This window comes from Dyadobacter bucti (genome assembly GCF_005869225.1).
Lineage (GTDB): Bacteria > Bacteroidota > Bacteroidia > Cytophagales > Spirosomataceae > Dyadobacter > Dyadobacter bucti.
The window spans coordinates 302,814-317,166 of sequence record NZ_SWFP01000009.1 but is presented as its reverse complement, the minus strand read 5'-3'; the positions used below and the strand labels follow the sequence as shown (position 1 = coordinate 317,166).

At 45.9% G+C, this 14,353-nt stretch carries 12 protein-coding genes; 5 read left to right on the top strand and 7 right to left on the bottom strand.

Features of this window, described 5'->3' with window-relative positions; all coding sequences use genetic code 11:
* Position 1 precedes the first annotated feature (1 nt).
* Both FBF61_RS27145 and FBF61_RS27140 read left to right on the top strand, forming a co-directional pair.
* On the top strand, positions 2-1,036 hold the full coding sequence (locus tag FBF61_RS27145) for a FecR domain-containing protein (RefSeq protein ID WP_138483321.1): 1,035 nt from the start codon (positions 2-4) through the stop codon (positions 1,034-1,036).
* Positions 1,037-1,059: 23 nt separating this feature from the next.
* Complete coding sequence (locus FBF61_RS27140) at positions 1,060-2,859, top strand: STN and carboxypeptidase regulatory-like domain-containing protein (protein ID WP_229215245.1); 1,800 nt, start codon at positions 1,060-1,062, stop codon at positions 2,857-2,859.
* A gap of 285 nt (positions 2,860-3,144) precedes the next feature.
* Here FBF61_RS27140 and nadE read toward each other — a convergent pair whose 3' ends face one another.
* Complete coding sequence (gene nadE, locus FBF61_RS27135; protein WP_138483319.1) at positions 3,145-5,205, bottom strand: NAD(+) synthase; 2,061 nt, start codon at positions 5,203-5,205, stop codon at positions 3,145-3,147.
* Between the two features lie 142 nt (positions 5,206-5,347).
* On the opposite strand from nadE, the gene FBF61_RS27130 reads away from it, so the two are divergent.
* A complete protein-coding gene (locus tag FBF61_RS27130; RefSeq protein WP_138483317.1) occupies positions 5,348-6,583 on the top strand; it encodes an ABC transporter permease in 1,236 nt (411 codons plus the stop codon).
* A gap of 11 nt (positions 6,584-6,594) precedes the next feature.
* Here FBF61_RS27130 and FBF61_RS27125 read toward each other — a convergent pair whose 3' ends face one another.
* The 4 genes from FBF61_RS27125 to FBF61_RS27110 form a co-directional block, all read right to left on the bottom strand.
* Complete coding sequence (locus tag FBF61_RS27125) at positions 6,595-7,062, bottom strand: RES family NAD+ phosphorylase (protein ID WP_138483315.1); 468 nt, start codon at positions 7,060-7,062, stop codon at positions 6,595-6,597.
* On the bottom strand, positions 7,059-7,490 hold the full coding sequence (gene parS / locus FBF61_RS27120) for a type II RES/Xre toxin-antitoxin system antitoxin (RefSeq protein WP_138483313.1): 432 nt from the start codon (positions 7,488-7,490) through the stop codon (positions 7,059-7,061). The genes FBF61_RS27125 and parS overlap by 4 nt, the downstream gene beginning before the upstream one ends.
* A 57-nt stretch (positions 7,491-7,547) precedes the next feature.
* A complete protein-coding gene (locus FBF61_RS27115) occupies positions 7,548-8,714 on the bottom strand; it encodes a methionine aminotransferase (protein WP_138483310.1) in 1,167 nt (388 codons plus the stop codon).
* 105 nt (positions 8,715-8,819) lie between these two features.
* Positions 8,820-9,437, bottom strand: a complete 618-nt coding sequence (locus FBF61_RS27110; protein ID WP_138483308.1) for a redoxin domain-containing protein — start codon at positions 9,435-9,437, stop codon at positions 8,820-8,822.
* A 160-nt stretch (positions 9,438-9,597) separates the two neighbouring features.
* Between FBF61_RS27110 and FBF61_RS27105 the strand changes: the two genes are divergently transcribed.
* Positions 9,598-11,742, top strand: coding sequence for a glycoside hydrolase family 31 protein (locus tag FBF61_RS27105; protein WP_138483306.1), 2,145 nt, complete (start codon positions 9,598-9,600; stop codon positions 11,740-11,742).
* Here the strand turns inward: FBF61_RS27105 and FBF61_RS27100 are convergent, their stop codons facing one another.
* Both FBF61_RS27100 and FBF61_RS27095 read right to left on the bottom strand, forming a co-directional pair.
* On the bottom strand, positions 11,743-12,219 hold the full coding sequence (locus FBF61_RS27100) for an NUDIX hydrolase (RefSeq protein WP_138483304.1): 477 nt from the start codon (positions 12,217-12,219) through the stop codon (positions 11,743-11,745). It lies immediately after the preceding gene.
* 33 nt (positions 12,220-12,252) lie between these two features.
* On the bottom strand, positions 12,253-13,290 hold the full coding sequence (locus FBF61_RS27095; RefSeq protein WP_138483302.1) for a LacI family DNA-binding transcriptional regulator: 1,038 nt from the start codon (positions 13,288-13,290) through the stop codon (positions 12,253-12,255).
* Positions 13,291-13,562: 272 nt separating this feature from the next.
* On the opposite strand from FBF61_RS27095, the gene kduD reads away from it, so the two are divergent.
* Positions 13,563-14,333: a 2-dehydro-3-deoxy-D-gluconate 5-dehydrogenase KduD gene (gene kduD, locus FBF61_RS27090; protein WP_138483300.1), complete on the top strand. Its 771-nt coding sequence runs from the start codon at positions 13,563-13,565 to the stop codon at positions 14,331-14,333.
* Positions 14,334-14,353: the final 20 nt, after the last annotated feature.

Sequence of the window (14,353 nt, the reverse complement as noted above, 5' to 3'; positions counted from 1 at the left end):
CATGAACTCATCTCATGAAAACATATCGGAAGAGCTGTTAGCACGTTACCTGGCAGATACAGCGACCGAACAGGAAAAAAATGAAGTGGATGCCTGGCTGGCCAGCTCACCGCTGCATACCCGGGAATTTGCCGCCTACCGACTGCTCTGGGACCATTCATCCTCCATGCATAAGACCCGGATCCCGGTAAATACCAATGCAGCGTGGGACAAAATGAAAATGAAGATGGACAAAGGTCCGTCCCAAAAACCCGTCGATGCTGAGATAAAGGAATTGGAAATTGATTTTGGGCAAAAAAATAAGCGCCGGAATTTCCCGCTCCGAATCTGGGTGGCTGCTGCTGTTACTTTGCTGATGCTTTCGTTCGGCTGGTTTTTCCTTGAGCAAACCCGTCAAAAAAGAGAGCCGCTGCAAATAGCTACCACCAATAATACCATTGAGAAAATATTACCCGACGGCACAAAGGTTTTCCTGAATTACAATTCATCCTTAACGTACCCCGAAACTTTCGATGGCGATGTGCGGACGGTTTCATTACAGGGAGAAGCGTTTTTCGATGTTAAACCGGATGCTGCGCATCCTTTTCTGATTGACGCAAACGGAACGGAGATCAGCGTTCTGGGAACATCTTTCAATGTGAAGGCTTATAAGGAAAAACCGGTTCGTGTGGATGTCAGCACAGGAAAAGTGAGGGTCAGCAAAGACGCACGTAAGATTGAGCTGGTGAAGGGCCAGGGCGCAGAAGTGCTGGACGATACCATCCGCAGTATTCAGGCAAATATCAATATGCTCGGATATCGTACGCAGATATATGATTTTAATGCTGCTAATCTCGACGATGTGATCAATTCAATCCGGGATGGCTATCATGTAGATGTGCGGCTTACCAATCAACAGATCGCCGACTGCCGGCTCACGATAAGATTTGAAAAAGAGCCGCTGGATGCAACACTTTCTGTGATCGCGGAAACCCTGGATCTCAACCTCAGAAAAGAAGGAAAGGTTTATTGGCTCGACGGAAATGGCTGTCAGTGAACCGGTAACTTTCTCATATTAAAATGCTCAACTTCAAGTCGTACATATTACTGATTTGCCTTTTGGCAGGAATTTGCGTGCATGCCCATGCGCAAGAATTGCTTGAAAAACGCATAACCATCAGGATCAATAATCAACCGCTGGATGAAACTTTGCAAAAAATCGGCGACCTGGGCGGTTTTAGTTTTTCGTACAGCCCTGATATGATCGATATCAAAGGCAGGGTTTCCGTTCAGGCCAACAATCAGAGCATCCGCGAAATTCTCACGGAGTTATTCAAAGACAAAGTCACTTTTAAGGAGCGGAGGAAATATATTATTTTACAAAAAAATAACACTGCCACACAAGAAGAAGAAAAACCGGAAAACTTCAATCTGAATGGTTATATCATTGACAACAAAACGGGTCTGAAGCTGGCCAACGCCAGTATTTATGAGTCGGTCACATTGGCTTCAACAGTCAGCAATCAGTATGGATACTACAAAATCCGGCTGCCGACTTCAAAGCAGAATATCCGGCTGGAAGTGCGCAAGGAGGATTATATTGCAAAAAGTATTGCCATTCCAAGCCGGCAAGATACATATCTGCAGATAACGCTTACCCCGGATACGCTGAAACCGCTTTCCGGCATAGCTCCACGCCACGTAAGTCGCGTGGATTCACTGCATCATAAGGTAGCAGTTCCGCAATATCCTGTCGCTTCCAATATGCCTTCAGCAAGCAGTGCCTTGTCCGCGCCAGTCGCCAGCAAAGATTATGAAAAATTGAAGGGTACCTATCAAAAAGTTCAAACCCAGTTTATCAATGCATTTGCCTCCGCGAAACAAGCAATCCACACCAGAAATATCGAAGACACTTTACACAGACCATTCCAGGCTTCTGTTTTACCATTTTTAGGAACCAACCATCAGCTTAGCGGAAACATTATCAATGATTATTCGGTAAACCTTATTGCGGGGTATTCCCTGGGGGTCAGGAAAATGGAGGTTGGAAGCATACTCAACGTAGTACGCGGGAATGTCACAGGATTTCAGCTCGCCGGTATCAGTAATATTGTTGGCAATAATGTCGATGGGTTTCAATATGCCAACTTCCTTAACCTGACATTGGGCAATTTCAACGGTTTCCAGGGCTCAAATCTCATTAACTATACTGGCAGGAATTTCCGCGGGTTTCAGGTCGCCGGGGCAGGAAATGTGGTTGTAGAGGTTTTGGAGGGTTACCAGCTTGCAGCAGGATACAATTACGCCCACACTGTACGGAGCGGGCATCAGATCGCCGCAGTCAATTTTGCCGATTCTTCGGCGACGGTTCCTTTTGGTCTGTTCAGTTTTGTTCGCAGGAACGGTTACCGACGCTATGAGTTTTCAACCGACGAATTCAACTATTTCAGTACCTCCTTCAAAACAGGTGTCGACCGATTTTACAATATTTTTACACTAGGCTTTAATGCACTGCAGCCCGACAAACCCTTGGGATCGCTTGGATATGGATTCGGCACCGGGCAAAACCTGGGACGCGGCTGGATGGCAAATGCGGACCTGACTGCCAGCGTCGTATTCCCCAAAGACGATCCGCTGGAAAATATCGGTTACGGATTGTTCCGTTTTTCTTTGGGAATAGAAAAGAAACTGGGGAGAGGTCTGGCAGTTTTTGCCGGCCCTTCGTTGAATCTGTTGTCTGGTAACCAGTCAGGGGTCATCAATGCAGAAAAAACCAAATGGTTTGATCCAATCTGGCTTGGCGAAACGCCAAACGTTTCCAAGAAAAGCTACGGCTGGGTCGGGTTCCAGCTGGGGATTCGTTTTTGTAACAGGATTTGAAAATTATATTTCTTTCAAAATCGACCGGGAATAAAGCCTAAAGGGCTGAAATTATAATAACAAAACGGGCTTACTACATTTTTCAGAACCCCGTCAGGGGTGGCATTACCGCAGCGATGTCACCCCTGACGGGGTTCACGGCTTAGTTACATATCACTTTTCTAGAATAATTACATCCCGTTGGGATTTCCATCCTATCGGAGCTGAGAAGACTTTCAGAAAAAATAGTTCTTTATCTTCGATTCTGACAGTATACTGCCTTAGACAATTACAGTTATTCACAAGTCAAAATCCTATCCTCTTTCTGCTACCCTGCGACAAGCTTCCGGCCACATACTCCCGCAATTCCTGCAACTCTTTTTCAAACCCGCCGGAAAGTATAGGGAACCGGCACCATGAACGGGGATCAAGATTGAGGTCGTCCAGATGAAAAGAGGGTGCATAACGTTCCCTTTTCCACTGGTTCCGGCTCCATAGCTTAAAAAACCTTTCGGTCCAACCCAGAATTTGCTCATCCGCATAAAGCCCCTTAAACCGTACATGCAGATTTCGGTACGATTCTACAGGCGATTTTTTATCCCTGATCGCCAGTTTTTCCAATATATTCAAAAACTCGTAAGGCATTAGATCCGCTTCGTCGGTTTGTGTCTGTTCGAGCGGTCGAAGTTCAGCTGTGGGCTGTAAACTATTCACTTTTTTAAGCCCCTCGATTTTAATATGCTTCCCCTTCACTTCACATCCGGCTTTTTCCAGCCACTGAAGCCATTGCCGCAAATAATGCTTGTCTATGCCCGCCAGCGGGCTGATGCTTCCGGCAGTATCTCCGTCCATCGTTGCATACCCCACCGCAACCTCCGAACGGTTGGAAGTCGCCAGCAATAAATGATTGGACAAATTCGTCAGCAGCCAAACTCCCGGGGCCCGTACCCTTGCCTGGATATTCTGCAAAGCGATATCATCTTGCTGCCAGGTCAGTTTTCTGCCGATCTGATCTTCTATCAATCCCTTGTAAGTTTCAACCAGGCCGTTGATATTGATATTATAAAATGTAGAACCAATGGATTCTGCGAGCGATTGTGCAGATTCCAGTGTATCCGTCGAGCTGTTTTCCGTTCCCTGATAAATATTGTGGATCAATGCGAGAGCTATATCCTCCTCGGTTTTTGCTGACTGGATTTCTTTAATGTAAGACAACTTCTGTTTCACACGCTTCATACCGATACTTTCATCTGCCAGCCGGATCATTAGCCCGCAAAGCGCAGTACAGGCGCAGGAATCTGCTCCGCCTGAAAGTGATATCGTGAAACCATTCGAACGGCTTTTTCTGAGATAGTCAAACAACCCAAGACAAACCGCCCGTGCAAACTCCTCTTCTTTGAGCGCACCACCCTTTTCGAAAGGCTCAATATCCGGTACCTGAGGAGGTACAGGCTCAATTTCCGGAAAGTCAAATCGCCCCGAAACCCGCCACGTTTTGTCCTTCGAAGGTGTTGTAATTTTATTTTGCACCTGGCTCAGCCTGGTATAATCCGTATCAATCACGGCCGAGGTGATCAGATAATCTTCATAGCTGAACCGCTGGCTGGATACCAGCAAGTCGCCGTTGGAAGCAATCATAGCATCGCCGTCGTAGATAGCGCGACCTGCTTCGTTTCCGAGCAAATTGGTATAAATATAACTACATGAAAAAGACCGGGATGCATCTACAACCAGTTTTTCCCTCGTGATAAACTTATGAAAAGCAAAATGGCTGGCGCTCGGGTTGAGGATAATATCAATGCCGCGTTCGTAATGTCTTCGCGCCGGACGGTTTGAAACCCAGGCATCTTCGCAAATCTCAAATCCTATCCTAACTCCCTGCGAATTCCCCTGTAACGGACTGTTAGTCAGATCAAAAATAATATCACCGATCGGGTATATCATCTGATTTACCTCTATACTCTCCACTGATCCTGCCTGCCACGGGCGAAACCAGCGTGCTTCGTAGTGGATTCCGTTATTGGCAAGATTTTGTTTGCAATAAAAACCCACGATCTGTTTGTTTGAGATCAGGCACGCCGCATTATACAAACTGTTATTATGCCTCACAGGCAGTCCCACAGCCACCACGATCCCGCTTGTTTCATGAACGATTTCAATCAGGCAGTTCAAAGCCTGAGCGGCCAGATCAGGAGCAAAAAAATAATCATCACAACCATATCCGGAAATACAAAGCTCAGGCAAACAAAGCAAGCTAACGTGCTGTTTTTTAGCCTCTTCAATTGCATTGATAATATTTTTGGTATTAGATTCCCACGCCATCGGCGTTTGATTTACTACCCCTGAGGCTGCTTTGATCAATGGCATAGAAAAGTGTTCTGTTTAATTAATTGTGGGTTACGGTACTTAAAAATCGTTCCTCAGGCAACTTAATAAAAAAATGCGTTTTAGAACCGGTAAAGTTTTTCCCTATTTTTGCCAAACGTAAATTTTAACCAACAGATTCCTCTTGCAGTTTCCCTCATTCATCGCCAAACGCATACGTCACAACGAAGCAGGCTCATTTTCAGCCACCGTTTCACGTATCGGAGTGGCCAGTATTGCGATCGGAGTTGCAGTCGGGATTATTGCTTTTGCTGTTCTGCTTGGTTTCAAACAAACCATCCGGCAAAAAATATTCTTATTTGGCGCACACATCAATATTCGCGCATTTGCTCAGGGAAATACTTTTGAAGACGGGCCGCTGGCCATCAGGAATCCTGTATCTGACGAGCTCCCGAAAATTCCTGAAATAGCCCACTGGCAGGCTGTTGCGCACAAATCGGGCATACTTAAAACACCGGACGAGATCAAGGGTGTGGTTTTTAAAGGGGTCGGCAAAGATTATGACTGGAATACCTTTAAAAAAAGCCTTGTGGAAGGGAACCTGATCACTGGAAAAGATTCTTCTTCCATTAAGTACGGTTATTCCTCAGAAATCATTATCAGCAGCAGAATTGCTTCCCAGCTACTTTTAAAGCCTGGCAATGAAGTGATTATGTACTCTTTGCAAAATCCGCCGCGTCCTCGAAAACTCACCGTCGCCGGGATATATGATACGCAAATGGAGGAATTTGATAACAATCTGATCATCGGAGATCTGGCATTGGTCCAAAGACTCAATGGCTGGGGGCCGGACTCTGTCGGTACCTATGAAATTTATCTCAAAAATTTCGAGAAACTGGACGACGTAGCGAACAGGCTGAGAACGTTGCTGCCGCCGGAAGTTTACATTCAGAAAGTTACCAGCAGTTTTCCCCAGATTTTCGACTGGCTGATATTGCTGGACAGGAATACTGCCGTTTTTCTGTCCCTGATTCTTTTTGTAGCCTGTTTCAATATGATCTCCATTTTACTGGTGATGATCATGGAACGTACACCGCTGATAGGACTTTTGAAAACATTGGGAAGTCCGAACAAACAGATCCGGATGGTTTTTTTCCGGGTAGGATTGCACATGGTCCGAAAAGGACTAATTATTGGAAATGCCGGAGGACTACTGTTTTGCTGGCTGCAACATCAATTTAAGCTGATCCCGCTCGACCCCGTAAACTATTATATGGATACTGTCCCCATCGTTTTCGACTGGCCGGTTTTTGTATTGGTCAATGTCGTAACAGTTATCATATCAGGACTCATTTTGCTGATCCCTACATTGATCATCACAAAAATACAGCCGATTAAGGCATTACTTTTCAAAAAATAATCGGCTGCGAATTAAGAAAGCAAACGGCTCAGCAGGCGATAATCAGTTGTAAAATCCACAGGGTCCAGAAACTTTACCTCTTCGAACTTAATAGCCTGCGGATTGATAATGATATTCCTTTCGGAAGGAACTACGGCCGAGGGAACAGTAAATGCAACTACTGAAAGGTCATCCAGGATCTGTTCTCCAAGCCATTGAGAGTAAGAAGTGTCCTCCGTCCAGGAGTTTTTCAACAGCTTTTCATCTATATGGAAAATGAGGTTTTTGTCTTCAGGAATTTCCATCCGCATCAGAGCGATGCGCTTCATGTTCTCTTTGGAATTGGCATGTACATATTTTTCCAGCAGGGCCAGCGAGACATGTTCGCTTGTGTAAATACAGGAGTGCCCTACCGGATTCCAGCGGCCACCGAATAATCTCGCACCTGTTCCGGTCCTATCAAGGATATAGTCCTTTGCCGCAAGCCGGTAAACGATCATATATAAACCCCGTGCTCAATACGCCCCAATTCATTACTGATCTGCTTTACACCCCAAAAAGACCGGAGTGTTGTAAAATCCTGACTTTTGCCGAGCACCGTGCGGGGTGTTCGAAGCCATTCTTCCAGCGCTTTGGCAGATGAAAAAACCAGAAGCCCGAGATCTGCCATATTATCCAATTGATATAGATGCTCGGCATACAGCCCTTCAAAGGGTTTGTTTTCTTTGAGGTACCGCTGCAATGTCCGGTCGCTGATGTGCAGGATATCCGCCCATTCTGCCTGTGTGAATAAAAGCTTTTGGGATAATGCGTGAAATTTATCAATTGAAAAAAGACCTACATCCTGCTGGGAGAGATACATTACTTCGGGCTCGGCTGCCATCAGGAGCGGGTTATCCTTAGGCATTTCATAATTGATGGCTTTCATAAAATCCGTATTTTGTCACACAAGTATACGACTTTTTTCATGGATTAAAATCTCATCCTACCATTTTTTTTTCTGCAGTAATTCTCCGGCTTTGAGCAATGTATCATCGTTCTTGGCAAAACAAAAACGCAATGTTTTGTAATCTGTGGCTTTATCGTAAAAGGAAGAAAGGGGTATCGACGCTACGCCCACCTCTTTGGTAAGCCTCTCCGCGAGGGCGAGGTCATGCTCTTCTGATAATTTTTCGTAAGATACGTTTTGAAAAAAACTGCCTTCGGACGGCTTTGCTATAAACCCGATATCCTTGATGGCATCCAGGAAAATGTTTCTTTTCTTTTCATAAAATGCAGCCAGTTCGAGGTAGTGCTGCGGCTCATTCAGATATTCTGCAATTGCATATTGGAACGGGGTTACTACGCTGAAAACCAGGTATTGATGAATCTTCCGGAATTCGGCCGTCAATCCGGCAGGGGCCAGGCAATAGCCCACTTTCCAGCCTGTGGTATGAAACGTTTTCCCAAATGATCCGCAGAGAAACGTCCGCTCACTAAGTGCGGGAACTGAGGCAGCCGAAATATGGCCCCGTCCGTCAAAAATAATATGTTCGTAAACCTCATCACTGATCACAATCAGATCATGCAGCTCCGCTACTTGTGCCAGTTCCTGCATATCCGTTGCTTTCCATACATTTCCCGTCGGGTTATGCGGGGTATTGATGATAATCGCTTTTGTTTTGTCGGTAATTTTTGATCTCACTTCCTGCCAGTCAATCGACTGGTATTGAGGATCAAGGGTTACAAAGACCGGAATCCCCCCGTTCAGTTCTATCGCCGGAACGTAGCTGTCATAAGCCGGCTCGAAAACGATTACTTCGTCACCTGGAAACACGACGGTACTTAATGCCACAAACAACGCCTCGGTTGCACCGCTGGTAATCGTAATTTCGGTTTCGGGATGATATTCTTTCATAGAAGCCTCATAAACTTTCTTCGCAATCGCTTCCCGAAGGGCGGTCACGCCTGCCATGGGTGCATATTGATTTTTGCCAAGTTTCAGATATTTGTCAACGAGCGCCTGTAAACCCGGTGCACAGTCAAATTCCGGAAAACCCTGAGCAAGATTTATCGCATGATGCTCCTCGGCAAGCCTCGACATTCTTGTGAAAATAGTGGTACCTACATTGGGCAGCTTGGACCGGATCCCGGCCCTGGCGGTTAAAGTCATTTTATGACGATATGTTATTTGATTGATAAAAAAATCCCGCATCGAAGCCGGATCGTCAAATATAATGACAACAAGGCTGATGCGGGATATTACTGTGTAATAAGGCTATTTTTTATACTTCCAATCGTACACTTCTTTAAGAATTGCCTTTGTATCAGGTGTATTATCAAAATTTTCGTCCACAAAATTGTAGGCAATCCTTCGGTCTTTGCCAATCACAAACAGGGAAGGCGTGAAAACCTCATCAGAAATCCCGGCTATGCGGTCCCAGATCGGTGAAGTTTCAGAGTAAACACCATAAGACCTGGCTACATGGTAATCCTTGTCATGATAGATCGGCAATTCGGTTTCCAGCTTTCTGGATATCCGTTCTATCTCTTTCTGGGATTCATTTGTCAATATGAGCAGCTGACCACCCAGTGCCTCTACCTGCGGTGCCAGCTTCTGTACCACAGCCAGATGCTTGGGTGCGTAACTGCCCCAGCAATTGCAGTAGAAACTCAACACCAAAGGTTTAAACTGCAGCAAATCGATGATCGACCGCGCATCATTGGAAAGCGAAAAGCCGGTGAGGGAAGTGATTGCAGCTCCTTCTTCATTTTTAAGATAAAAAAGTGGCGCAAGGTCACCATTTTTCAACACTGTCAGCGAGTGCTCAGCCTCCCGGTCTTTCAGCTGGATAGTAGATACATTACCTAATTCGTCTTCAATCTCGTAGTACATAACTGTTAGGGATAGTGCATTTTCGGTACGTCTGCTGCAAAGATATTATTAATCTATTTATCCTACAAGTTTAATAGACTATAATTTTCTAAAAATTCTTTTAGTATAAAAATATAATCACTTCTTATATTCTAAACCATCCTAATCAGGCCCTTACGTCATGCGTCTCACGTTTCTGCTGCTGCTTTGCACGATTTTCTATCTTGCACCTTCTCGTTCTTCTGCTCAAAATATCCAGTGGCAGGAAATTTACCCTGGCGTCTGGAAAGGCACTGCCGGAAAGCCCGATGCCTATGATCTTCTGAAAGCGGCCAATGTAACCCCGTCCGCCACTCTGCAGACGCTGGACAAAGCTGCATTTCCATTAAAAAAGGAAGACATTTCTATTGAAATGCATTTGGGCAAAACCTATATCAGATTGCCGCTGGAAAGGAATGAGCAGCTTTTTGGATTTGGCTTAAACTTCCAGACAATCCATCAGCGGGGAAGGATCATGCAGCTGCATGCTGACCATTACGGCAAGTCCGACAATGGAAGAACCCACGCTCCTACCCCGTTTTATGTATCATCTCTGGGCTATGGTGTTTTTGTAAATTCCGCTAAATACATTGACGTCTATGCTGGCCACGGCGTCAGGAAAGACAGTAAAAATCCACCGGAAGTACAGGACAGGAACACGGACGATAACTGGAGTGCGCATCCCTATTCCGATGCGGTTGAGATGCTGGTCCCGGCGGAAGGGATCGAGATGTATGTTTTTGCAGGACCAAAGCCGATCAATGCCATTCAGCGTTTCAACCTCCTGAGCGGAGGCGGCTGCCTGCCGCCGCGGTGGGGCCTGGGTTTTACGCAACGTGTGCACAGGCTGTATAATGCTGAGCAGGTAAAACAGGAAGCCAAAGCATTTGAAGACAGAGGCTACCCGCTCGACTTTATCGGACTGGAACCCGGCTGGCAAAGCAAATCATACCCTTGTACTTTTGAATGGGATAAAACGAGATTCCCCGATCCCGCAAAGTTTGTGAAAGAAATGGATGCGGTCGGTGTGAAGATCAACCTTTGGACCAATCCCTATGTGTCCCCGGACGCATCTATTTACAAAAAAATTGACCCGTACACCGCCTCACATACAGTCTGGAACGGTACCATACCCGATCTGTCCATGCCCGAAGCGCGCAAAATTCTCTTCGACCAGTTTGAAAAAGAGCATGTCAAAATAGGTGTAAGCGGTTATAAAATCGACGAAGTGGACGGTTTTGATTCCTACTTATGGCCCGACGTGACCATTTTCCCCTCGGGCCACTCATCCGAGCAAATGCGCCAGACTTACGGCCTGCTTGTCCAGAAGTATTCTTATGAAATGTTCAGGAACAACAACATGCGTACTTATGGCCTTGTAAGAGGCTCCAACGCAGGCGGTTCTTCATTCCCTTATGTGATCTACAATGACAATTACAGCCACGAAGATTTCATTACCGCTCTGATCAACAGCGGGTACGCCGGGGTATTGTGGACGCCCGAAGTGCGCGCTTCTAAAACTGCGGAAGAATGGCTGAGAAGATTTCAAACCGTTTGCTTTTCGCCTATGGCGATGATCAATGCATGGTCTACGAGCATGCAGCCCTGGACATTTCCGGAGGTGGCGCCCCAAATCAAAGCCGTCGCGGAACTCCGTATGCAAATGATGCCGTACTGGTATTCCGAATTTGCCAAATATCACTACAAAGGCACTCCTCCATTCCGTGGAATGAGCCTGGAAGAGAGATTCAGCTCAGGAGTGAAAAATGAAAAAACCGCAACGAACCTTGAAGAAAACCCTTACGAGGAAGCGCTTACAAAAGAAGTGAAAGACCAGTATATGGCAGGCGAATATTTACTGGTTGCGCCGCTGTTTACAGGAGAAACTTCCCGCAAAGTGATCCTTCCAAAAGGAAAATGGTACGACTTCTACACCGGAAAGCTGGCAGGAAACGGAGAGGTAATAACGATCACGCCGGGTTTGGACAAGATACCCGTTTTTGTAAAAGATGGTGGTATTGTCCCGATGATGCCTGTGATGCTGCACGCCCCGAAAGCTAACGAGAAAGTAGACCTGGAAATCCGTCATTATGGAGAAAAAAACGGGAACTACAAACTATATGATGATGACGGAGAAACCTTCGCTTATGAAAAAGGTATCTTCTCGTGGCGGGAAATCAAGGTGGAACGTCAGAAAAACGGCGAGCTGAAAGGAAGCATTTCCGCGGAAGAAAAAGGGAAACCCGGCACGGTCGGAAAAGTTACCTGGCGTTATATGACCAAATAGTCAGAATGCATCGAGATCTCTGAAATCAGCAGTAAAGTTTCTTGCGGGTTCTGCATTACCGGATAGCTGGCCGGCGATAAATTCGGGATAAACTTTTATGCTATGCAGCTCAGAAATGTCGAACCATTTGAATAGCAAGTCTTCTGATCCTTCTTTGCCCAGAAAGTCTGATTGATTTTCCAATTCATGAATCTCCATCATGAAATAAAATCCTATTTCATGGTGTTTGATCGAATTGTACACGAAAAAATTCTCGGAGACCCAAAGCATTTCCCCGACCGTCACATGCATGCCGGTTTCTTCCATCATTTCTCGGATCAATGTATTTTTTGAAAATTCAAAAAGCTCGGCCCGGCCGCCCGGCAGGCTCCAGAATTTATCGGAAGGTGTTTTGTGCAAAAGTACTTTCCCGTTTAAAATGGCAACGCCTGCAACTCTGTAATTGAACAAAGCATCACCAATCGGAAGGCTGATCATATCATGTAAAAATTGAATGGAGCCGCAAGATAATTATTCCCTCCTGATCTTCCCCGCGCTCGACTCCCGGATGACCAGAGAAGTTTTCAACGACCGGGTTTCAAAATCACCGGCTTTATTGGGGTGTTCGATAAGTCGGATCAGCAGCTCTACACCCTGCTGCCCCATTTCAAGGGCGGGTTGTACCACTGCAGTCAGAGGTGGGTTTAAAAGATCGGCGACGCCGATATTGGTAAAACCTACAATGGCAATCTCTTCCGGTATCCGGATATGCCTTTGATGTAAAACCGACATACAGCCGGTAGTAAGCCGGTCGCTTGCGGTAAAAATAGCATCCGGCGGTTCAGGCAGATCCAGCATTTCCCGCACCGCTTTTTCATTCTCGCTCGTCACTTTTCCGCCGTGATCGCAGTATTTGACATAAGCCTCATCAAATTGAATACCATTGTCTTCAAGTGCCTGTTTATATCCCGCCAGCCGCTCACTGGTGATCGACAGATAGATCGGGCTTGTCAGATGGGCGATCCGCCGCCTGCCCGAACGGATCAGGTGCTCCGTAGCCTCATAGCTACCTGCATAATTATCCGCCACTACTTTGTGCGTCTCAACCTCTTTGGGGACACGATCAAGAAATACGATCGGCAGGCCCCGGTTGATGAGGTCCTCAAAATGCCACAAATTCGTTGTAAGACTGGAAAGCGACACGAGCAGGCCGTCCACTTTGCGCGAAACCAGATAATTCGTGTTCGCTACTTCCCGCTCATAGGATTCGTGGCTCTGGAAAATCACCACGTGATAGCCCGAATCGTAAGCGATCGACTCTATTCCATTAATCAATTGTGAAAAGAAATTATTGGCAATTTCCGGAATGATAACGCCTATCGATTTGCTTTTGCTGTCCCGCAGACTCAATGCAATCGGATTAGGTCGGTAATTCATTTTCTCGGCATATTCCATTACCAGCCGCTTGGTTTCCGCATTGATCTCGTAACTGTTTCTCAACGCACGTGAAACCGTCGACGTAGAGAGGTGCAGCGCTTTGGCTATATCTTTAATTGTAATTGTATCCAAGCAAAAAATGGTTTATTGCAAATTAAACAGGAGATGAAGCGTAACGAATTAAGCGCTTGCTGAATGTACAAAAATTAGGAGGATATAAAAACCGGTGGGTTTACCTCCCTAACCGAGCGCCTGATAACGTTCCCGATAACGATTGCACAAAAAAAGACAATTCAATATTTGATATTTCTAATGATTCGGTCTATACTCACCAAACCATTGATCCGGTTATACCGACGCAAATTTCGTCGTCTACCCCGTAAAAGCCAATTTCAAAACCATTCATGAATACCATCGATTTATTTAATCTCTCTGGCAAAAAAGCGCTCGTAACCGGATGCAACAGAGGGATAGGAAAAGCTATGGCGCAGGCTCTGGCGGAAGCAGGAGCAGATATTATCGGCGTTTCTTCATCCATATCTGCTGCTGAAAGTGAAGTTCAGAAATCCGTTAAAAGTACCGGACGACAATTTTATCCGTATCGGGCCGATCTTGGAAACCGTGAAAGTCTTTACAAGTTTATTAATCAGGTAAAAAAAGACCACCAGCAAATCGATATTCTTGTCAACAATGCAGGAATCATTTTGCGTCAACCAGCCGCAGAACATTCCGACGAATACTGGGACCAGGTACTGAACATCAATCTGGACGCACCCTATATCCTGTCCCGTGAACTGGGTAAGGAAATGATTGCAAGAGGTTATGGCAAGATCATTTTTACCGCTTCGCTCCTGACTTTCCAGGGAGGCATCAATGTACCGGGCTACACGGCTTCCAAAAGTGCCATAGGCGGTCTCGTCAAAGCATTGGCCAATGAGTGGGCAGGCAAGGGCGTCAATGTGAATGCCATTGCTCCTGGCTATATCAATACCGACAATACCGAAGCGCTGAGAAATGACCCTGTCAGGAGCAAATCCATCCTCGACCGCATACCCGCCGGACGGTGGGGCTTGCCCGAAGATTTCAAGGGCCCTGTATTGTTTCTTGCATCAGATGCTTCCAGCTACGTCAACGGCACCATCCTTACCGTAGACGGCGGCTGGATGGGAAGATAAATTGCAACAAAAAATCAAAA